This window comes from Lachnoclostridium sp. An169 (genome assembly GCF_002160525.1).
Lineage (GTDB): Bacteria > Bacillota > Clostridia > Lachnospirales > Lachnospiraceae > Mediterraneibacter > Mediterraneibacter cottocaccae.
The window spans coordinates 43,817-65,301 of record NZ_NFKT01000027.1; the positions used below are offsets into that span (position 1 = coordinate 43,817).

Sequence of the window (21,485 nt, forward strand, 5' to 3'; positions counted from 1 at the left end):
TTCCTTTGATTTTGGACGCAAAAAAAGATTGCAGCCGCCATGCGCTGCAATCTCCCGATTTCTCATATTGTGAGGTTAATCCTCTGCTTTTTCGACTTCCGTTATCTCCCTTGCTGTTGCGGTTACAATCCGTATGCCTTTATCGCTCATACCGTCCAGCAGCGCGTCAAGCTGCCGCCGCCCGGTGGATTTCTCCGCATTGCTGTTCGGGAAGAAAAATTGATCTACCGAAATATGATACCGGGTTACAAGGTCATAGAATACCTGTAAACTCGGCTGTTGTCCCTTGTTCTCGATATTCGCAAGGTAGCGCGGGGAAATATATAACTCGTCGCTTACCTTTTTGCGGCTCTCGCCGTATTCATTTCTCGCGGCTTTTATAGCTGCCCCGAAAGCCTTAAAGTCGTACAATGGTACGGGTCTTTTTGCCATTTTCATTCACCCTGTTACATTTTACAGTTCACCTTTCTTTTTGGATATGTCCACACAATTCATATCATTAGGTTAAATACTTCCTGTTGTGTATTGACAGTAGACTGATTTTCTGATAAAATAAAATTTATGTAAAAGGAGGCGGCGTTTATGTTGCATAGCATGCGTATTAGATAAGCATTGAAAAAAAGGATTTTCCCATTTTCAACATGGGCTTTTTTGTCATGCTTATTTTGCGGATGCTATACAAAAAACTAACGACGTATAGATATAGTATAGACATAGTGCAAGCTATGCCTTAGTTTTGTTGTACTGCTCTGTGCATTATAAATGCAGGTCAATGCTCATGTTGAGGATTGACCTGCATTTTTTTGTGTAAAAAGGACGAGTGAAATATAATGCTTAAAAAATATTGGATAAAATGTCCGATTTGTAACGGAAAGACGAGAGTTCAAGTATTTCATAATACTGTATTAAAAGATTTTCCTCTTTTCTGCCCTAAATGCAAATTGACGCATATCATTGATGTAGAAAAATTAGAGATTGTAATCAAAAATACAGAAAAACAAACTTTTATTATTTAGAAGAAAGGATATAAAAATGAAACGTTTACCTAAATATACGCCTGCGGAAGTACGGAATGATCCATACGGATTTACTTACAAAGAAATGTCGGAAGTTATTGGCGAGAATGAAGCAAAAGCCTTATATGAAGAATTATATAAGCAATTACCACGCAAAAAAAATCTATCAATGTTGGTAAAAAATATTTGCAAAAGCAGTGATACTGAAAAGTATGTTTACGAACTGAAAGACAACAAATACATTGAAACGGTTTTTATCAAGCGGCGAGATGGTGGAACTGTTTGCGTGAGCACACAAGTCGGTTGTCCTGTTGGTTGTATTTTTTGTGAGTCCGGGCGAAATGGCTTTGTTCGTAATCTAACATCGTCAGAAATCGTACAACAGATTATATTGTTGCGTCGAAAAGTAAACCGTATCGTTTTTATGGGTATGGGAGAGCCTTTATTCAATTATGACAACTTGATAAAAGCAATCCATATTCTCCGAGATAGATATGGGCTCAACTTTCCAACCGACGGCATTACCATATCAACAGTTGGTCCGGTCGATCAATTAAAAAAATTGCGCGAGGAACATCTTAAAATTCAGTTGACAATATCTTTACACGCAGCAACACAATCTGCAAGAAATCGTATTATTCCTCACATGCGCATATATGCTATTGAAGATGTTGTTAAGCAAGCCTTATCCTATTCTGAAAGGCATAATCGCAAAATTGTCTTTGCGTATTTGCTTTTACCGGGTATAAATGACCGGCCCTCAGATGTAAGACAACTTGCAAAATGGTTTCGGGGCAAAAAAGTTATGATTAACGTGTTACAATACAACCCAACAAGCAATTCAAGAATTAAAGCACCACAGAAACGGGAAATAGTTGCATTCAAACATCAATTAGAGCAAGCAGGACTTGAAGTTACTATGAGAGTTTCTCATGGCAGAGAGATTAACGCGGCTTGTGGACAGTTAGCTAACACATATAATAAATTCAAAAAAAAATGATTAAAAGTGCCAGACGCATAGACGCAGAGCCGATAACGCATTAGGTCAAAAAACCTATGTGTTATCGGCTTTTTTATTTAATATTGCGCAAAAGCCGCTGTTCCCTATTATAGAATGGATTGCGGGTAGTGTATTAAAGTCGCCCTTTTTTAAGGATACGGCGGTATCGGGGAGGTATCGCCGTGTCCATTTTTATTTACTGTAACCCGCCTAATGCTTTGCGGTCAAAAAAAGCTATGCTCCGCAAGCGGGATATTCCGGCTATGAATGTGAACTGTCAATACATTTAGCTACTGCTTACATTTCCTTTGCGCCCGTCCGCGTCTTGCGGACGGGCGCATTTTGCTTTTTTCAACTTTTTTCTGAAAAGCGCACTCAAGAGCCATCTCCCGAACGGGTACGGAGCGAAAGGGGCAGAGAGGACAAGCCCTTAACTCCCGTCCTCTACTCCACGCGGGAAGGAGGTGAACTCTATGGAGCTATCTTCTTCCGACAAGGAAAGAATACAACATCAGTACGACGCATTAGCAAAGAAAACTTTGGTCGGCGAAGCGAAAAGCCACCGCCGCACTCTTGCGAAACGCGCAGCACGCGAAGTTACTTTTTCGGATTTGAGCGAAAGCGAACTCGCGCAGCTTTTCACAACGGACGAATACGAAAGCGATTATTTCCGTTTTCAAGTGTCCGGCTTTGATGTACTCGTCAAAAATGAACTGCTTGCCGAAGCCCTTAACGCTTTGCCCGAAAGGAAACGCGACATTATCCTTTTGTCCTACTTCTTGGATATGAGCGACGCGGAAATTGGCGAACTGCTGAATGTTGTACGCACGACGGTTTTCCGGCACAGGAAATCCGCGCTTGCGAAAATCAAACAGTATTTGGAGGGAAAAGCAGATGATGAATACCGTTAGGAAGTCTGAAAATCTGTTGCCGTTCCCTGTCATTTCCGCAGCGGCAAACGGCGACACAACCGCCATGTGCGCGATCTTGAAGCACTACGAGGGTTACATAGCGAAACTTTGTACCCGCACGCTGAAAGACGACGCGGGCAATACCTATTCCTATGTGGACGAGGAAATGCGTAACAGGCTGCAAGTGCGCCTTATTACCCGCACCCTTGCTTTTCATGTAGGATAATCTTTTAGCCCATGCGGGGAGCGTGTCCCCTTTCCACGCTTCCCGTTATGGGCTATTTGTCGTTCCGCAAAAGCATATCCGCTGTTGATGTGCTTTTGCAGGCCGACAAAGCCTATTGTTCTTTGACAAAGAAAGCGGCCTTTGGTGCGCAGCATAACAGGCAAACGGGTACATTCCGTCTGTACCGAGCCAGTCGGCGGGTACGCCATGACAGCTTTTCCCCGTAGGGGAAAAGCCGAGCGAGAACTACCGCGCCGTAAAACAGGTTTAGCAGCTTGTGGGCGACGACATACAAGGCGGCACAATGATACTCCCGCGTTGAACACCCTCAAAGTATTGCGCGGCGCACCCATAAGCATGGGCCGGGGTGAAACTCCCGTGAGGTTGCAGCTAACAACCGCCCGTTTTTGCCTTTTGACGAATATAGTTTATCCATACAGGAAAAGGAGGTTTTTCTAATGGATAAAAAACAGACAATTACAACCGAACGCAAAATAGGGAAAATCACCTATCTTGTTCAAGCGTTGCCGAGTGAAAAGGCAACCGATACAATCCATAAAAAGATTGAGAAACTCATTGTAAAGGATTTGCAGAAAAAGCCCGGAAATCCGGGATTTTTAGCGTCCGAGTAGTGCATTAGGCGGCGGGATATGGTATAATGATAGCAACACATTATACCTGTTTATTCGGCTGTCGGAAAGGAGGACTAATGTTACAGTCGAATAAAATCACCGCCCTTTACTGCCGTTTAAGTCAAGAGGATATGCAAGCCGGAGAAAGCGGAAGCATACAGCACCAAAAAATGATACTTCAACGCTATGCGGACGAACACCATTTTTTGAACACAAAGTTTTTTGTGGACGACGGATTTTCCGGCGTGAGTTTTGAGCGCGAGGGGCTGCAAGCGATGTTGCAGGAAGTGGAAGCCGGACGAGTGGCGACGGTCATTACCAAAGACCTTTCCCGTCTTGGCAGAAACTATCTGAAAACGGGCGAACTCATAGAGATTGTATTTCCCGAAAACGGAGTACGCTATATCGCGATCAACGACGGAGTTGACACAGCGCGGGAGGATAACGAGTTTACCCCCTTGCGGAACTGGTTTAACGAGTTTTACGCCCGCGACACAAGCAAGAAAATCCGCGCAGTTAAACAGGCACAGGCGCAAAAAGGCGAGCGCGTCAACGGGGAATATCCATACGGCTATATCCCAGACCCGAACAACCGCCACCACCTTATACCCGACCCGGAAACCGCGCCGATTGTCAAACAGGTTTTCGCTATGTTTGTTAGCGGTGTGCGTATGTGCGAAATCCAAAAATGGCTTGCGGAAAACAAAGTCTTGACGATTGGAGCGTTGCGCTATCAGCGTACAGGACAGGCGCGGTATCAGCGGGCAATGATCGCCCCCTATACTTGGCCGGACAAAACGCTCTATGACATATTAGCAAGGCAGGAATATTTAGGGCATACCATAACCGCGAAAACTCACAAGGTATCCTACAAGTCGAAAAAGACCCGGAAGAACGAAGAAGAACAACGCTATTTCTTCCCAAACACCCATGAGCCGCTTGTTGACGAGGAAACCTTTGAACTTGCGCAAAAGCGGATTGCTACCCGCCACCGCCCGACAAAAGCAGCGGAGATTGATATTTTTTCCGGCTTGCTGTTTTGCGCTGGTTGCAGACATAAGATGTATTACCAACAGGGCGTAAATATCGAGCCGCGCAAGTTTTCCTATTCTTGCGGCGCATGGCGCAACAGGGCAAGGACAGGCAGCGAGTGTACCTCTCATTATATCCGCAAAAACGTACTTCTTGATTTAGTGCTGGAAGATATGCGGCGGGTTTTGCGGTATGTTAAGGAACACGAACAGGACTTTATCTGTAAAGCTACCGAGTACGGCGACATGGAAGCGAGAAAGGCATTAGCGCAGCAGCAAAAGGAACTTTTCAAAGCACAGGCGCGTATGACCGAACTTGACACGCTTTTCCGCAAGCTGTATGAGGACAACGCATTAGGCAGACTGACAGATGAACGGTTTGTGTTTCTAACTTCCGGCTATGAGGACGAAAAGAAATCCCTTGCCGCAAGGATAGACGAGTTACAACAGCAGATCGCAACCGTTACCGAGCGAAAAAGGGATATATCAAGGTTTATTCAGATTGTCGGGAAATACAGCGACATACAGGAATTGACCTATGAAAACGTCCATGAGTTTATCGACCGTATTTTGATACATGAATTAGACCGGGAAACCAACACCCGGAAAATCGAAATCCATTACAGCTTTGTCGGACAGGTTGATACCGAGCAGGAGCCGACGCAAGTTGTCAACCATGACCGCCGCAACATGGTAGATGTAAAAAGTATCGCTATCTAACCTCAGCAAAGTTCGTCCCCGACCAGCCATCGTCCACATACTCACCGACTACATGAAGCCCCTGTTCCTTTGCGTACTGTTGCAGGATTGTCCGCTGTGTTTCAATGCTTACGCTGTCACCATAGTTTTCATCGTCCCGGCTCAATCTCATATAAAGCGCCGTGTTGTAAATCGTAGTATTGTAAGGTTGTTTCACCGTTAAAAATCCTCCTTCTAAAGAAACAACCCACGCTTACAATACTTTTGCTCTATGGCAATTATATCATAAGCGTGGGCGTGTTATCAATGATGGGCTATCAGGTTGAAGCGGCTTTTTCTGCGGTATGCCGCACCACATCTACAATCAGATCACCGAGGGGCTTCCCGCCTGCGGCGAAGTGTTCGGAGATTTTTATACGGTTGTTCCCACATACAAAATACTGCGTGCCGTTCTCTGCTTGTATGACCTGCCCTGTCCGGGGTGTGAAAATATCGCTTTCGCTTTTTGCCATCCAGTGTCCTCCATATTCAGTTTTCAAGGTACAATGCCGCACAAAGGCGGCGAAAATTTCTGCTTATATCTATCACCTTTCCTTTACCGTGTGCCGCTGCTGACGTTTCAGTTCCGCCAGTATATCCGGCGGGATACGGTCAACCAGCCGCTGTAAATTGTCCAGTTCGCTTTTCAGCTTTGCCCGTTCCATCGTATCTTTCATCTTTCCTTTTTCGCTGGCCTTTGCCCTTGCTTCCAGCTTCTCATTCTCCGCCAACAGGTCATTGATTGTGACCTTGTACTTTTTCAGTTGCCCGGAGAAGTTCTCCATCTGCGGGAACCACTTTTTCAGCATGGAGAGGGCTTCCTCTTTTTTCTTTCCGGCGTTCAGCGGGTTAATGCCGTCAAGGGCGGCTTCAATGGCTCTTGCCTGCCGGGAGAGGGAAACCGCCTGTTTGAAAATCCGGGTGGGGATATGCTTCCGGCCTGTCTTGCTGGCACTTTCCCCACGCTCCAAGTCGGGATATTTCTCCACCATATAGGCGTGAAAATCGTCCTGCCACTTCGTCAGGTTTGCCCGGTTGCCGATAATCTCCTTAGCGCACAGGCGGTTGTCCTTTGTCAGCGGAACAAAGGTCAAATGCAGGTGGGGCGTTTTCTCGTCCATGTGTACCACCGCCGACACGATATTTTCCCGTCCTACCCGGCCAATGAGGAAATCTGCCGCCCTTTGGAAGAACGCCTGTATCTCTTTTGGGGATTTCCCCTTGAAGAACTCCGGGCTGGCGGTTATCAGCGTATCGACAAACCGTGTGCTGTCTTTCCTCGTCCGGCATCCAGCCTGCTCGATACGGCTCTGAATGAAGTGGTAATAGCGTCCCTCCGGCTTGACGATATGGAAGTTGTATTTACTCCGGCTTGTGTCAATGTCGGGGTTGCTGGCGTATTGTTCTTTCTGTCTTTCGTGATGGGCTTCCAGCGGCCTTGCCGGGTTGCCCTTGTGCTTCTCAAACCGCAAAATTGCGTGTTGTGCCATTCTGCTCCTTTCCCCATTCCTTTCCTATCCGGGGTTTTCCACAGGGAAAATCCCGCCGGAATTATCTCTGATACGATAGGAATGAAATGGATATAAATAAATCATTTTAATCTTTGTATTTCTATATACCGTCCGGTTTTCGTACTTCAAGAGGGGCGGTTTCCGTACTTCATGGGTACGGTTTTCAGTCCTCCGGCGTACCAGAACGGGATTTCTTGAAGTCAGTGTTTGGAACCGCTTCATAGGATTTTGGGAAAATGCGGTTGGGTTTTCCACAGCCCTGCTTCTGGATTTCCACCAGTCCGGCGTATTGCAGTTCCCGCAGGGTGTTCACCGCTTTCTGCCGCCCACAGTGGAGCAGGTCAACCACCTCGCAGATGGGGTAATACAGGAAAATCCGTCCGCAGTCATCCGCCCACCCATTCTTGCGGGACAACTCTGTCCGGCGCAGGATAAAGGCGTACAGAACCTTTGCCTCGTTGGACAGGGGCTTGAATGTGGGGGCTTCAAAGAGGAAATTCGGGAGCCGGGTGAAGCTGAACGCCTTTTCCGGCTGATGGATATAGATGGTATTTGTCATAGTGCGTTTTGTGGACGGTTAGAAGCCCGTTTTCCGGGGCGGGCGATACTTTATACCACCTGCCCCGGTTTGGGGCTTGCAAAGCCTGATAAATCAAGGCTTTTTTCGCTCCTAACTGTCCACAGCAGACCTCCTTTTCCGTTCACTTTCTGTTTTCTGCCGCCTGTGAACTCTGGCGGCACAGCCGGGGCAGTATTTTGCCCGGTTGGATTTGGGGACGAACACACCGCCGCAGACCACACAGCGTTTCAAGTCCTTATCCCGGAAAATCTCCGCTTCCAGCGTCCCGTCCAGCGGCAAGACCGCCCAGCGGAACCACTTACAGCAGACCGAGAAAGAAACCGTCTGCGGGCAGGTGCAGGTGTCCCCATCGTCAAGGACAATGCAGTTGCCGTCCTCACAGCAACAGCACTCCCGGCGTATCAGGCTGGCCGCCTGTTTCCTCTGTGCCGGTGTCATGCGGTAAAGGGAACCGTCCGGCCTGCGTTCCAGCGGCGGCAAGTCTTTATAGGGGTTATTTCTCATGCGTTCCCTCCATTTTGCTTTCCGTTGCCGTTTTCCCCGAAAGGATTTCCAGCTTTGGCACGCTCCCCGCAGCTTCGGGACATTTTGTCCCGAAGTCCGGTTCCTTGCGGTGCTTCCCCAGCCGGGGTATTCCTTTTCGGACGGTCATTCTGTTTTCAAGGTGCTGTCCATCGATGAACTATCCTAAGTCTACACGAAAAAAATGCAATCCCCGGAATTTTGCGAGAATTGCATTTTGATGAAGTTTACACTTTGGAAATTGCATTTTTGCAATCATCCTGTATAATGGAAGTATGCGGAGGAGGTGCGTGTCTATGGCTTTACCCGGAACACCCGGACAGCGGATTTCCGATTTATGCAACGGAAACCATATCACACAAAAGGAACTTGCGGAGAAGATAGGCGTTTCCGCTTCCCAGTTGAGCCGCATTGTCAGCGGCGAAACGAGAACGGTCAGCAGTGATATTCTCATAGGTGTGGCAAAGGAATTTAAGGTATCGACAGACTACATACTGGGCTTGTCTACCGTGAGCGTCCGCAAAAGCTACGATATTTCTGAATTAGGCTTGTCCGAGGGAGCCGTGAGGGGGCTTGTGACGGGTGCTGTTGATGTGCAAATACTCAATCGCTTACTGGAACACAGGAATTTTCCCAAGCTGATAGATTTGATACGGATTTATTTTCAGGACACGGCGGCAAAGGGGATAATGGCACGAAACCAGCTTATCGAGATGGCAACGGCTTCCCTGTCCGACCTGATGAAAGAACACCCGGAACACCGGGCGGAAGCAAAGCAGGATTTACAGCTTTTGAACGCTCAGAAGATGGGGGAACATGAAGCGGAGATAGAGAAAATCAAAAATGTGTTCCTTGCTATCCTGCGGGACATTAAGAAAGACATTGACAACGGGGAACAGCCGGGAGAAGCTGTGACCGCCGCTATGTTCCAAGCCATGCGGGACACTATGGCGGAGCAGAAACAAAACCCGCTTTCCATTGACGATGTAACAGCGATGATAGCCGGACAGATCGGACAGCTTGCGCCGATGGACAAAGAAACTGCCGACCTGTTCCAACAGTTGGCGAAGAAGATGATTGAGCAGGCAGGAAAATAAAACATAAAATTCAAAGGAGATACTTATGGCAACAAAAATATTTGTTCACGGCTCAGGACACAAAGCAACAAGTTGGGAAAAAACAATTTCATACATGACAAACAACGAAGATATTGTATGTCCAAATTTATCCTCCATCCTTGAAGGGAAAGAGGCAAGCTACGAAAATCTATATTCTTCATTTGTAAAATATTGTAACGAATTTGACGGACAAATTCATTTATGCGGTCTTTCATTAGGTGGTATTTTGGCTCTGAATTTTGCTTTGGATTTCCCGCAAAAAGTGAAAACATTAGTTTTAATCGGAACGCCATATAAAGTCCCGAAAGTAGCATTTAGTTTTCAAAATATAATTTTCAGATTTTTACCAAAATCTATTTTTGAAACTATGGCATTTGATAAAAAGAACACATTTGCTTTAGGGGACACTATGAAGAATTTAGATTTCAGTGATAGGGTGAAAAATATTAAGTGCCCCACTTTAATTCTTTGCGGAAAGAAAGACAGTGCAAATATGAAATCAGCGGATTACTTATCACAAAGTATTAGAAGCGCAGAATTGAAAATTATTGAGAATACAGGCCATGTTGTCAATGAAGAAAATCCAAAAGCCTTAGCAGATATATTGAATGAATACTATTTGAAAAATTCTTAAACAATTCTGAAAGAAACTCGAAAACTACAAGCATAAAAGTTTAGAAAATAAATAGCAAAGCCAGCCGAGCCAGTCAATGGTCAAGATGAACGGCGCATTTCATGCGCCGCCGTTGACAGTCCCGCCCGTCTTTGCTAAAGGGTAATCAAGGCGGGAAAGCCCTAAAATGGTTTCACACCTATTTCAATAATTGGAGGAGATAAAAATGAGATCAGAAAAGGAAGTTTATGATATTGTTTTGAATTTTGCAAAAACAGACAACCGCATTCGCATGGTTACTTTGGAAGGATCTAGAACAAATACAAATATTCCGCCTGATGATTTTCAGGATTTTGATATTACTTTTTTTGTTACGGATATGGACAGCTTCACAAGTGATGATAAATGGCTAGATATATTTGGTGAAAGGTTGATTCTGCAAAAGCCGGAAGATATGGAATTATTTCCAGCTGTAGAAAAGGGATTTTCATATTTAATGCTGTTTACTGATGATGTTAAGATAGATTTAACTTTGCTGCCGCTGGAACTGATAGACGAGTATTTTACATGGGATAAACTGGTAAAGTTACTGTTGGATAAAGACAACCGTATCGTAAAGCCGCCAATACCAACGGATATAGACTACCACTTGCAGAAGCCTACTCAAAGAATGTTTGACGATTGCTGTAATGAATTTTGGAATACTACAACATATGTAGTAAAGGGCTTATGCCGCAAAGAAATTCTTTTTGCTATTGACCATATGAATGATATAGTACGAAAAGAATTGCTTCGCATGATTTCCTGGCTGATTGGTATCAAACAGGGATTTCATTTCAGTTTGGGAAAAAACTATAAATTTATGAAGCAATATGTCCCAGAGGAATTGTGGGAACGACTTATGTCCACTTATAATATGGATTCCTATCCCCATATGTGGGAATCCTTTGAACAATGTATGGCATTGTTCCGGGAGGTTTCGTCAGAAGTGGCATGCCAGTTGGATTACCAGTATCCACTATATGATGAAAAAATCAGTAATTATGTGATTCGGCAAAAGAAAAAATATGGCATTGAAGATGATAACAAATAAAATTTTTTCAATCGAAAAAATTTATTTTGATTATTCAATTTTGAAAAACTGAATACCTCAAAATCAGAAAGAGCGCGGACAAGCACTTTGAGGGATTGGCCGCCTTGTCCACCCATTCAGTGGGACGGCGGGTGGCGGTCAAGGCCGGGTGTAAACCCGTTCATTTCAGCCTTGACGGTTACCCGCTGTCCTGTTACTTTTCCGGGAGTGTAGCCACAACTTCGGGACACTTTGTCCACAAGTCGGAGCGTAGGACGAGGGACGGGGGCTTTCATATACGCCCTGTCTGCTGATGAAAACAGACCTGCGCTTGCGGCTCCACGCCACACAAGCACAGCCCTGTTTTCCTGCCGCCCCTCCCCGGCGGCAACGGCATTTTCACGGCAACGCCGACAGAGCGTATAACACACTACACTTTGCTTCGCAAAGTCGTGTGCCAAATGGGGGCGTTGCCCCCTTTGGAAACCCCCCACAAGAAAAGGCGGTACGCTACCCCTCTACGGGGCGCATACCGCCTTTTCTTGTTATCCAGCCCTCCGGCTGTATCGGTTGAGCAAAAGTCAGCGTGGGAATGGTGTGGTATCTTTATCTAAGTGAATCCCCGGTCTCCCATTTCGAGACGCTTGCCTTGGACACGCCCAGATGTTCCGCCAGTTCCTCCTGCGTGATTCCCTTTCTGTGCCGGTTCTCAAAGAGCACACGCCCGATCTTTAACTCTTTCATACTGGTTCCACCTCCGCACAGGTACTTTTGTATTGCTTCAGGCAAATCAGCTGACGCTTTTATGCCTCTTTCACTGGTATTGTATGTTTTTTTCTGCGGAAATACAATGGAGGCGTATTCAACTTTTGTAGAAAAAATCAACCGGGCGGAAACTTTTTCCATCGATATCTGAACGACCTGCAGCCGCCCCGCCAGTAATGGCGTGGAGCGGCTGCACCTTTTTTATATACATATACCTGCATCGGTTCTGCCTCTGTCTGTTTATCTGACCAGTCCTGCTATTGCCGGGACAATCTCTTTGATCTGTGTCTGCGTGGTATTAATGCAGAGATCATAATTCAGCTTGTCTCCCCATGTCTGCCCGGTATAAAATTCGTAGTATTTTGCACGTTTCCTGTCGATTCCGGTAATCTTCTGCTTCAGCTCCCGGTCTGTCAGATGCTCATTTTCCGGTCCTTTCTCCCTGCACCGTTTTAACTTGCTCGCCATATCCGCATAGACAAAAAGCCGCATCGGCTTCTGTTCTGCCAGAACATAGTCCGCGCACCGTCCGACAAACACACAGTCCGACTTCTCCGCCATCTCCCGGATAATATTCGCCTGCTCTCTGTAAACTGCCATATTCTGTTCCAGAACCGGGTCCGGGGCCGGATAGAAGCTCCTCCCGATATGGATCGGGAAAGAGAACATGGGACGGTGCTCTACAACTGCCTGGACGTATTCCTCTGAAAGCTGCGTCCTCCTGGCAATCTCGTTGATAATCTCCTGGTCGTAATATGCCATTCCCAGCGTCTCTGAAAGCCTTCTTCCCAGTTCGCGTCCTCCGCTTCCGAATTCCCTTCCGATTGTAATGATTCTGCTCATTTTGGCTCCTCCCTTCTTAAGCTGCCTTCTGCCGGTGATCCAGCTCTTTCGTATATTTTACCATCATTATGACCACATATACAACTACAATCGCTTCTGTCAGCGGCATCGCGAACCAGATGGCATCCGCACCGACCGCCACGGGGAGCAGATAGATCAGGATTCCGCTGATCACAAGCCCTCTCGCCACAGATACGATAAATGCGGCCTTCGGCTTGAGCAGCGCCTGAAAATAGTATGTGGAAAAGATATTAAATGGCAGGAGAATAAAGGAAATCCCGTAGCACCGGAAGATAGCAGGCGCAATTTCCAGTACGTCCGCCGTAGGCGTCATAAAGATCCGGATAAAAACATTGGGGATCCCCAGACTCAGCCCGGTCCACACGACTGCAAAAAATCCCGCAGTCCCCAGAGCATATTTCAGCGTCTCCCGAATCCGGTTTCCTTTTCCCGCCCCGAAGTTCGTGGAGATAACCGGCTGGGCTGCCTGTCCGATACTGTAGGCGCAGCACTGGGCAAATGTACTGATATTCACAATCACGCCGTACACTGCCAGGGCGTTTGTCCCCAGATATTTCACGATCTGGCGGTTGAAGAGAATCGTCAGGATCCCCATCGCCACATCAATAAAGAACGTGGAGAAACCGGTCACCGCGATTTCCCGGAGTTTCCCCGGCAGATTTTCAATCCGGACAATGGCAAGTGTATTTTTCTTTTTGAAAAAATGAACGAGCATAACCACAAATGTAATCGCCGATCCGATGGCCGTCGCAAGCCCCGCACCGAAAGCTCCCATATCACAGGTAAACACGAAGAAATAATCTCCGAAAATATTGAAGATTCCTCCTGCCAGCACTGCTCCTGTGGCAAGCGCCGGGTCATTATCGTTTCTCAGATACGCTGCAAGCATCTGGTTGAAGAGGAACAGAGGAACCGCTGCCTTGATGGGAAGCACGTACTCCCTTGCCAGTGCAAGGGTATTCTCCTCTGCCCCGAACATCAGAAGAAGCTGGCGGTCAAAAAAGATCACCGCGATCCAGACCAGGGCCGCCAGAATCACAGCGCCTGTCACCGACGCGGTAAAGTATTCGTTAGACTGCCGCTCCTGCCCCGCTTTCCGGCCCCGGATCGTGCTGAAGATCACCGAGCCTCCGATTCCCGTCAGAAGCCCCAGACTGTAAATAATATTCCACACCGGAGCCACCACTGCCAGGGCTGCCGATCCGTCCGGACCGTGATACTGTCCCACCATCGCCATATCCACAATGGAGTAAATCGAGGTGATCAGGGCGCTTCCGAATGCCGCCGCCAGATACCTGAAATAAATGTTCCTAATTTTCCCGCTCAGAAAATCCATCTCATTTTCTCCTTTTCCGTTTCGTTGTACTCATGCTGCTCTCCTGCGGCCTGTTTCTTCGCACTGCCATTTTCCTGCTGCCGCTTTCCGACTGCTGTTTTCCCGGCTACGGCTCTCCGGCTGCATTTTCCCGGCTGTCCCGACGAAAAAAGGCCGGATAAGTAACGAACATCTCAGTCCGTGCCTTATCCGGCCTGTCATTTCCTGCGAATGACCCGCCCTCCGAGCAAGCACTATCTATTATAATTTGTCTTTTGAAATTGTCAACACTCTTTTTGAAAAACTTGCATTTATTGTCTGACAAGTATATACTTTTATATAGAATATTTTGAAAATACGGGAACGGGCCCGGGATTAAGCGGTCTGTTCCCTTTTTGTTTTTAAGGAGGTTTTCGTATATGGCACCAGGTCTTTTAGTCTGTTCGGCAGTAATCGTACTGTGTATTCTTACAAATCGTTTTCTCAAACGGTTCGGAATTCCCGCAGTTCTGATTTTTATCGCTCTTGGCATGCTGTTCGGAAGTGAGGGTCTTGTAAAGATTCCCTTTGACAATTTTGGAATGGCTGAAAATATCTGCTGTACTGCTCTGATATTTATCATGTTTTACGGCGGATTCGGCACTTCATTTAAAGAGGCAAAACCGATTCTGCCGAAAGCAGTTCTCCTTTCGACTGCAGGCGTTGTTATCACTGCCGGGCTGACCGGGCTGTTCTGCCACTATATTGTAGGAATGAGTCTTCAGGAAGGTCTCCTCGTAGGCGCTGTACTGAGCTCTACCGACGCAGCCTCTGTCTTTTCGATCCTCCGTTCCAAGAAGCTGAATCTGAAAGAGGGAACCGCCTCTCTTCTTGAGGTCGAGAGCGGAAGCAACGATCCTTTTGCCTACATGCTTACCATTATCATCCTGAACTGGATGGCCGGCGGAAATGAAAACATCCTGCTGCTTATTGCGGAAGAGGTCGGATTCGGACTTCTCTTCGGTGCCGGGCTGGGCATTCTTGCGGTAAAAATTCTCAAAAGCCATGATCTGGATACAGGGGGTATTGAAACCATTCTGATGATCGCCTTTGTTCTTTTTTCCTATGCCGCACCGGTACTCATAGGCGGAAACGGATATCTGAGTGTATATCTTTTCGGATTCATTGTCGGCAATGCGGAATTTAAGACAAAAATCTCACTGGTCCATTTCTTCGACAATATCGACCGGCTTGCCCAGATGCTGATTTTTTTCCTGCTCGGACTTCTGGTATTCCCGTCCATGCTTCTGCCAATCCTCGGCACGTCTGTGCTCATATTTATCGGACTTACATTTATCGCAAGACCTGTTGCCGTTTTTCTGCTGCTTACACCGTTCCGGTCTTCCTGGCGCCAGCAGGCGCTTACAGCTTTCTCCGGACTGCGCGGAGCTGCCTCTGCCGTTTTTGCCATTATTGCAGTAGTCAGTCCCGGGTATGCCCAATATGATGTTTACAATATCGTTTTCTGCGTCGCCATAATCTCTGTGGCGTTTCAGGGACTCCTGCTTCCTTTTGTAGCAGAGAGACTGGACATGGTGGATGACAGCCAGAATGTCATGAAAACATTCAGTGACTATCAGGATGACCAGGAAATGCAGCTGATTCAGATCCGATTAAACCCCGGACACCGGTATATCGGGAAATACCTGCGTGATTTAAATCTTGGAGATGTCCTGGCCGTGCTGATCGAACGCGGCAGCGAGACCATTATTCCACGCGGAGACGTACTGCTCCAGGAAGGAGACGTACTGGTTCTAAGCGGGGAAACCTATCAGGGAGAAGCTGACACCCTGCTGGATGAAATCAAAATAGAACCCGGCGATACCAGAACCGGCAGCCAGGTAAAAGATATCAAAGGTATTGAAAACGCTCTGATCGTACTTATTCGCCGGGCGGACGGGAATACCGTCGTCCCCAAGGGCGATACTGTGATCCAGGATGGAGACGTGCTTGTTGTGAGCAGAGGCGGCTGATCTTCATTCCGCCTCAAACTCTCCCGAGGATTCTCCCACCGTGATCGTATACGTCTCACCGGAAACGATATCCGGGCTGCTTAAGATCACCACATTAAAATCCAGTTCCGGCGTATAACTTATGAGTTCATTCCCCGCCGCTTCTGTCAGAGTGATCTGTGTTCCCGCAGACCGGGTGCCTGCACTGATGGAGATTACGCCCTGTTCGGAACTGCTGAAGGTCTGCGCCATGCCCGATGCTCCTGTCCCGATGAATGTCCCTCCTGTGATCACGGCGCTCACATCATAGTCCAGTGTGGCGGTATCACCCTGGGTCGGACCGGTCACAACCGTATAGCCGCCGGAGATTTCCAGAGTCCCGTTGGCGTCAATTCCGTCTCCGGATGCGGCAATGTAAAGGGTTCCGCCGGAGATCGTGATACTTCCATTCGAGGATGAACTGCCTGTTCCCGGCTGTCCGGCTCCGCCTCTGGAGCCTCCCGGTGCGCTGCCACCCGGTGCACTGCCACCTGATGCGCTGTCTCCTGGTGCAGCGTCTGCGCCGCCGAACATGCCGTCGCGCCCTCCGGCTGTGCCGCTGGAGTCCGTTCCTCCCGCTGCATTGAGCCCGTCGTCACTGGCTGTCAGGCTGATATCGCCTCCCTGTATATCCACCTGGAGTCCCTCCAGACCTTCATAGCTCTCCGTAATATGGATTGTCCCCGCTGTTACAGTCAGCGTTTCGTCGGCGTGGAAAGCGTCGTCGCCGGTAGCAATCTCAAAAGTTCCTCCGTTTACTGTCACAGATGCGTTGGAATGTACCGAATCGTCTGCAGAATTGACAGTAAATGTCCCGTCTGAGATCAGCATCCCCGTTCCGGCTTTCAACCCCTTCATACTGGTACTGCTCTCACTGTCATCTGCTGCTTCTCCGGAAGCGCTCTCCGCTGCCATCTCCGTTACTTTCCCGGACGCGCCCTCTGCTGCCGTCTCCGTTACTTTCCCGGACGCGCCCTCTGCTGCCGTCTCCGTCACTCCCGCCGCTACAGAACCGGGCTGGCCGCCTCTTCCCGGATTTTCCATGCCTCCGGGGCCGCCTTGATCTCCGTTTTTGACCGGACAAATCCAAGTTTCCTTCGGGTAAATGACATATACACTTCCACATTGTTATATTCCGCTTCACTGTCGTATCCCCAGATTCTTAAAGCAAGCTGCTCCCGGGTGAGGATCTGCCCCTGATTCGTAATCATATATTCCAGAATCCGGAATTCCTTGTCACTTAAACGCACGCTGTTCTCCCCGCAGATCAGGGAGGATGTGTCCTTATTCAGCGTAATGTCGCCAAATGAAAGACCTTTGTCCGCAGCGGACAGATGTCTCCTTGTCAGCGCCCGCAGGCGTGCCAGCAGTTCCTTTGTCATGAAGGGCTTGGTCAGGTAATCATCCGCCCCGCTGTCAAGCCCTGTCACCTTGTCGTCCAGCTCTCCTTTTGCGGTGAGCATCAGCACCGGAGTGCGGATCCCTTTCTCCCGCGCTCTGCGCACGATTTCAAATCCGTTCATACCCGGGAGCATGACATCCAGTATGATCACGTCGTAGATCCCGTTTTCCACAGCTGCAAGACCGCCGGTCCCGTCTGCAAAGTGATCTGCCTCATAACCTTCAAGGCGCAGGATCTCCGAGAGAGCCTGCGCCATTCTTATCTCATCTTCTACCAGTAAAAGTCTCATATCGGCTCCGTTTCCGCCGCAGTCAGCACGGCATGTGTTCCATTTTCTTTCAGACCTTCCCGTTCCTCGGCTCTATAAGACTATTATATCAGCAAAGATTGAAAAAATATTGAAATTATTCGTAATGCAGTCCGAAATCCATCTCGTAATAGTTACCCGCTGCATCCCGGTATGCATATGCCTTTCCGTTCTCATCCTTCATAGACTCCGGCATATACTTATCCTTGTCATAGCCCGGCACATCGTTGGGGCTGATGCACACTCCGTCTGCATCTACCCTAAGCACTTCATCATTTCTCGGCAGGGTAAACGGCATCTTTCCGGTGGGTGCAAATCGTCCGAAGATCACGTCCAGAAGAGCCTGCTGACAGGTGTTGAAACCTGCGGTAAGGGCGTCCGCACAAGGTTCAACATTTCCCAGTTCCCATGCCAGGGTAAAGTTGACGTTGATGATCACTTTGCCGCCGTTCTTATGCACGTTCTCCGCAATCTCCCGTATCCTTCCCGCCTCTGCAAGCGTTGTCTCACTGTGCGTCTCTGCCAGCGGGCGACCGTCATCATCCACATTGCAGACTTCCTTGCCGTCACAGATATCCAGTTCCAGATATCCCGGCGTTGCGCTGAAATATGCCCCCGACGACGGCGATACCATAAGGATGGCGTAATCTGCCTCGGACGGATCGTCTGTCAGAATCTGACCGGACAGGGCTTCTTTCAGGGAAGCCGTCGCCTCCTCCGCAGAATCTCTATCTTTTCCAAATGCCTCCGCGTAGATCCTCTTTCCTTCAAGCTTCTCTTCCGTTAGCGGCAGGGTGCCGTCATTTTTCAGGAGAACCACGCTCTTGCGGTGGGCGTCCATGGCGTGTGCCAGATAGGTCTCATTTGACGCAGCCTCCACTGCCTTCTGCGGGTCACGGTACGGGTTCTCGAACATGCCCAGTTCAAACAGCTCCGTCAGGGTGCGCACCACAGCCCGGTCAATGGACTCATCTGTGAGAATCAGTTCTTCCTTATCAAATCCCTCCGGGACCGGATGATCCTCATAGTAGCCGTTCTTCCCGCGGTTATAAGCTTCCATGCCGTCCTCGTTGTCAAAGAGCCCGCTGATCAGATCCACGCCGCCGTTGGTCACGGCAAACCCGATCCGCTCCGGTTCATCCAGCATCTCCACGCCCCAGCACATGTTGTGGACGATTCCGGTATCCGAGTTAATATACCCCTGAAATCCCATCTGTTTCCGAAGCAGCCCGTCGATAAACGGTTTGTTAAACGCGAATCCATATGGAAGGAACTCCAGATCATCTCCATTCCTGTCCTTCTGCGCAGCACTCTTCTCCTTCGCCGGTTTTGCATAGTAGGGCATGATCGAAGATACATTGCAGTCGATGGCGGTCTGGAAGGGCGGAAGATGATATCTCTCCAGACTTCCTTCTGTCTGGTACACATTCCACTGCCCCATCTTATAGTGGGGATCGAATCCGTTTTCTCTTGCGCCGCCGCCCGGGAAATGCTTCACAGTCATGGCCACGCCGCTGTCCGTCACACCATCTTTACTTCCCTGGATAATCGGGATAATGTGGCGGAATATCTCACTGATCAGCTGTGTATCCTCCCCGAAGGTTCCGAATGTACGCTGCCAGCGCGGATCCGTCATGGTATCTGCCATATACATGTATCCCTTCCTGAGCCCGGATGCATTCCAACAGTCGCGCACACACGCAGCAAACTGATCCGCAATCTTTATATCATCCCCCTTGATCGCCGCTGCGATTCCCAGAGTTCCCGGCCAGGTCGGAAATACGCCTGCCGCATCATTCATTCCGTACACGACTTCTCCGTTCTCATTTCTCGAATTGGATACTACCTCAACCGGAATAAAATGTCCACATTCCTCTGCAACTTTCTGCATCTGGTTGAGGAAATCCGTCAGATCGTCTGCCGGAGGATTCGCCCTCAGAATCAGGTGTCTGGAAAACCACTCTTTAATCAGAACCGAAGTCCCCGGGAGACGCTGTTCGCCAAAAATAGTTTTTCCCTGAAATTCTCCTTCATCCAGAGTCCCGGATTCATCCAGCACAATCTCACTGTTCTCCGAAGCAGCATGGGGATATTTTCCCATGCGCCAGTCAGAGATAAAAAGCTGTGCAATCTTCTCCTCTGTGGACAGACTCTTCACATATGCCCTGGCGCGCTCCTTCGCCGGCATCCGCCAGTCATTGATCTCCGTAAGATCTCCGGATCCATCGATATCTTTAAAATACATGCCGTCTTTCTCAATCACCCTTCGACTTACCGTGCTGATATCCGGTCCGTTTTCATTATGATAAATCCGGAAATTCTCTGATGCTTTCTTCCCCATACAGTTGTTCCCTCCTGATACATTTTTCACATATAAAGGTTTCATGTTGCAATCCTTTTCACATTTACCCGAAAACATCCGCCGGCTGTCAGCTTTACTTTCCGAAAATCTTCGCCGCCTCCCTCATATTTTCCGTCACGGGAACGCCAAAGGGGCATCTCGTCTCGCAGGCACCGCAGCGGATACACTCTCCGGCGTGATGGGGAAGCACCTCATAATGTTCCCTGACCGTCTCTGGCACTGTGCCCTGCGCCTTTGCCAGATTCAGAAATTTTGTCACCGATGCCACATCAATCTTCTTCGGACAGGGCGCACAGTGGCTGCAGTACATGCAATGTCCCTCCCAGCTGATCTTCGGAAACGATGCAAAAGCAGGCGCATAGTCTTTCTCCTCGGCAGATGCACTCTCATAGGCAATACTCTCCCTGAGCTGTTCTACGGAATGAGCTCCCACAAGCACGGACGCTGCCGCCGGTCTTGTCAGGGCATAGTGGATACACTGGTTTACTGTCAGCGCCCTCCCCGCCGGAGAAAGTTTCTCATCCAGAAGATCTCCTCCGCCGAAAGCCTTCATAACCGTGATTCCCACACCTGACCTCTGACAGACTTCATATAGTTCCTGACGCTCCGGGTCCATGTTCACCAGATGTCCCTCATAATTCTTCTCCGCCCAGAGCTCCTCCACGTCCTCACTCGCAGGCTGAAGATCATAGCATGGATTCACGCTGAACATCAGCACCTCGATATTCCCGCTTTTTACTGCTTCCAGGGCAACCTGAGGATTGTGGCTGCTCAGCCCGATATGACGGATTATTCCTTTTTCCTTCAGTTCTTTTGCATAGGCAAGAACCGGTCCCTCTGCGATCTCCTGCCAGTCCTTCATGGAATCCACATAATGAATCATGCCGACATCGATATAATCTGTTTTCAGAAGGGCAAGCATTTCCTCCATTCCCTCCCGCACCTCAGCGATATTGCGGGTTCTCTTATACTGTCCCTTCTTCCAGACAGAACAGATATGGGACTGAATATAGAATTTATTCCTTCTTCCCTCCAGTGCTTTGCCTACAGCCGCACGTACCTGCGGATTGGAAGCATAGAGGTCAAAATAATTGATTCCCTGCTTTTCCGCCTCGTCAAACAGGCGCTTCGCATTGCGGCATTCATCCTCCGCAAATCCTTCACATCCCATGCCGATTTCACTGACTTTCAGTCCTGTATTTCCCAGTTCCCGATAATTCACGTTCCTCTTCCTCCTCTGTTTTAGCTATTTTGTGTACCTCTGTACATCATAGATCTTTTATAGAAAAATCTTTATATAAAAACAAAAGCGCCTGAAAACCAGACGCTCCTCTCATTCCCGACAAAAGTTAAATTTAATTATGTACCTTCAAAACTACATACAAAGAATCAATCATCCGTCTGTTCCCTTCCTGGTTATGCCCTCGACCTATTAGTAGCAGTCAGCTCCATGCCTTACGGCACTTCCAC

The 21,485-nt window shown here is 48.4% G+C and carries 22 protein-coding genes and 1 pseudogene; 10 read left to right on the forward strand and 13 right to left on the reverse strand.

What is annotated here, in order from left to right; translation table 11 throughout:
* Positions 1–75: 75 nt before the first annotated feature.
* On the reverse strand, positions 76–432 hold the full coding sequence (locus tag B5F07_RS16625) for a helix-turn-helix transcriptional regulator (RefSeq protein WP_002584957.1): 357 nt from the start codon (positions 430–432) through the stop codon (positions 76–78).
* Between the two features lie 398 nt (positions 433–830).
* Here B5F07_RS16625 and B5F07_RS16630 point away from each other — a divergent pair, with 398 nt between their 5' ends.
* From B5F07_RS16630 to B5F07_RS16660, 6 genes are all read left to right on the forward strand, one after another.
* Positions 831–1,016 carry a cysteine-rich KTR domain-containing protein gene (locus B5F07_RS16630; RefSeq protein WP_003431289.1) on the forward strand — a complete coding sequence of 62 codons (186 nt, stop codon included), beginning with the start codon at positions 831–833 and terminating at the stop codon, positions 1,014–1,016.
* Positions 1,017–1,032: 16 nt separating this feature from the next.
* Positions 1,033–2,016, forward strand: a complete 984-nt coding sequence (gene rlmN / locus B5F07_RS16635; protein ID WP_002584956.1) for a 23S rRNA (adenine(2503)-C(2))-methyltransferase RlmN — start codon at positions 1,033–1,035, stop codon at positions 2,014–2,016.
* A gap of 473 nt (positions 2,017–2,489) precedes the next feature.
* On the forward strand, positions 2,490–2,927 hold the full coding sequence (locus tag B5F07_RS16640; protein ID WP_002604474.1) for a sigma-70 family RNA polymerase sigma factor: 438 nt from the start codon (positions 2,490–2,492) through the stop codon (positions 2,925–2,927).
* Entirely contained in the window at positions 2,911–3,153 is a 243-nt protein-coding gene (locus B5F07_RS16645) for a helix-turn-helix domain-containing protein (RefSeq protein ID WP_002604473.1), read from the forward strand. Before B5F07_RS16640 ends, B5F07_RS16645 begins: the two co-directional genes overlap by 17 nt.
* Positions 3,154–3,611: 458 nt before the next feature.
* Entirely contained in the window at positions 3,612–3,785 is a 174-nt protein-coding gene (locus tag B5F07_RS16655; protein WP_002604472.1) for a transposon-encoded TnpW family protein, read from the forward strand.
* A gap of 77 nt (positions 3,786–3,862) precedes the next feature.
* A complete protein-coding gene (locus B5F07_RS16660) occupies positions 3,863–5,536 on the forward strand; it encodes a recombinase family protein (protein WP_002604471.1) in 1,674 nt (557 codons plus the stop codon).
* 7 nt (positions 5,537–5,543) lie between these two features.
* On the opposite strand, the pseudogene B5F07_RS16665 reads toward B5F07_RS16660, so the two are convergent.
* From B5F07_RS16665 to B5F07_RS16690, 5 genes and pseudogenes are all read right to left on the reverse strand, one after another.
* Positions 5,544–5,687 (reverse strand): annotated as a pseudogene (locus B5F07_RS16665) (recombinase family protein); the annotation flags it as partial.
* A gap of 145 nt (positions 5,688–5,832) precedes the next feature.
* Positions 5,833–6,027 carry a hypothetical protein gene (locus B5F07_RS16670; protein ID WP_002334813.1) on the reverse strand — a complete coding sequence of 65 codons (195 nt, stop codon included), beginning with the start codon at positions 6,025–6,027 and terminating at the stop codon, positions 5,833–5,835.
* Positions 6,028–6,099: 72 nt separating this feature from the next.
* The gene (gene mobV / locus B5F07_RS16675) at positions 6,100–7,044 is read right to left on the reverse strand and encodes a MobV family relaxase (protein WP_002584983.1); all 945 of its coding nucleotides are present in this window, start codon (positions 7,042–7,044) and stop codon (positions 6,100–6,102) included.
* A gap of 184 nt (positions 7,045–7,228) precedes the next feature.
* The gene (locus tag B5F07_RS16685) at positions 7,229–7,624 is read right to left on the reverse strand and encodes a replication initiator protein A (RefSeq protein WP_002584984.1); all 396 of its coding nucleotides are present in this window, start codon (positions 7,622–7,624) and stop codon (positions 7,229–7,231) included.
* A gap of 111 nt (positions 7,625–7,735) precedes the next feature.
* Positions 7,736–8,149, reverse strand: a complete 414-nt coding sequence (locus tag B5F07_RS16690; protein WP_002584985.1) for a cysteine-rich VLP domain-containing protein — start codon at positions 8,147–8,149, stop codon at positions 7,736–7,738.
* A 314-nt stretch (positions 8,150–8,463) separates the two neighbouring features.
* Between B5F07_RS16690 and B5F07_RS16695 the strand changes: the two genes are divergently transcribed.
* From B5F07_RS16695 to ant(6), 3 genes are all read left to right on the forward strand, one after another.
* On the forward strand, positions 8,464–9,264 hold the full coding sequence (locus B5F07_RS16695; protein WP_002584986.1) for a helix-turn-helix domain-containing protein: 801 nt from the start codon (positions 8,464–8,466) through the stop codon (positions 9,262–9,264).
* Positions 9,265–9,289: 25 nt separating this feature from the next.
* A complete protein-coding gene (locus tag B5F07_RS16700) occupies positions 9,290–9,919 on the forward strand; it encodes an alpha/beta fold hydrolase (RefSeq protein ID WP_002584987.1) in 630 nt (209 codons plus the stop codon).
* A gap of 205 nt (positions 9,920–10,124) precedes the next feature.
* On the forward strand, positions 10,125–10,991 hold the full coding sequence (gene ant(6), locus B5F07_RS16705; protein ID WP_087162348.1) for an aminoglycoside 6-adenylyltransferase: 867 nt from the start codon (positions 10,125–10,127) through the stop codon (positions 10,989–10,991).
* A 585-nt stretch (positions 10,992–11,576) separates the two neighbouring features.
* Here the strand turns inward: ant(6) and B5F07_RS16720 are convergent.
* The 3 genes from B5F07_RS16720 to B5F07_RS16730 form a co-directional block, all read right to left on the reverse strand.
* Complete coding sequence (locus B5F07_RS16720; RefSeq protein WP_087162349.1) at positions 11,577–11,714, reverse strand: helix-turn-helix domain-containing protein; 138 nt, start codon at positions 11,712–11,714, stop codon at positions 11,577–11,579.
* 261 nt (positions 11,715–11,975) lie between these two features.
* Positions 11,976–12,578 carry a cytidylate kinase-like family protein gene (locus tag B5F07_RS16725; protein ID WP_087162350.1) on the reverse strand — a complete coding sequence of 201 codons (603 nt, stop codon included), beginning with the start codon at positions 12,576–12,578 and terminating at the stop codon, positions 11,976–11,978.
* A gap of 16 nt (positions 12,579–12,594) precedes the next feature.
* Complete coding sequence (locus B5F07_RS16730; RefSeq protein WP_087162351.1) at positions 12,595–13,935, reverse strand: MATE family efflux transporter; 1,341 nt, start codon at positions 13,933–13,935, stop codon at positions 12,595–12,597.
* Positions 13,936–14,333: 398 nt separating this feature from the next.
* Here B5F07_RS16730 and B5F07_RS16735 point away from each other — a divergent pair, with 398 nt between their 5' ends.
* Positions 14,334–15,926, forward strand: coding sequence for a potassium/proton antiporter (locus tag B5F07_RS16735; RefSeq protein ID WP_087162352.1), 1,593 nt, complete (start codon positions 14,334–14,336; stop codon positions 15,924–15,926).
* A gap of 3 nt (positions 15,927–15,929) precedes the next feature.
* On the opposite strand, the gene B5F07_RS16740 is transcribed toward B5F07_RS16735, so the two are convergent.
* The 4 genes from B5F07_RS16740 to B5F07_RS16755 form a co-directional block, all read right to left on the reverse strand.
* Complete coding sequence (locus tag B5F07_RS16740; RefSeq protein ID WP_087162353.1) at positions 15,930–16,988, reverse strand: carbohydrate-binding domain-containing protein; 1,059 nt, start codon at positions 16,986–16,988, stop codon at positions 15,930–15,932.
* Entirely contained in the window at positions 16,949–17,635 is a 687-nt protein-coding gene (locus tag B5F07_RS16745; protein WP_087162354.1) for a response regulator transcription factor, read from the reverse strand. The genes B5F07_RS16740 and B5F07_RS16745 overlap by 40 nt, the downstream gene beginning before the upstream one ends.
* A 115-nt stretch (positions 17,636–17,750) precedes the next feature.
* Positions 17,751–19,994: a glycoside hydrolase family 3 N-terminal domain-containing protein gene (locus tag B5F07_RS16750; RefSeq protein ID WP_087162355.1), complete on the reverse strand. Its 2,244-nt coding sequence runs from the start codon at positions 19,992–19,994 to the stop codon at positions 17,751–17,753.
* A gap of 94 nt (positions 19,995–20,088) precedes the next feature.
* Complete coding sequence (locus B5F07_RS16755) at positions 20,089–21,237, reverse strand: aldo/keto reductase (RefSeq protein ID WP_087162356.1); 1,149 nt, start codon at positions 21,235–21,237, stop codon at positions 20,089–20,091.
* Positions 21,238–21,485: the final 248 nt, after the last annotated feature.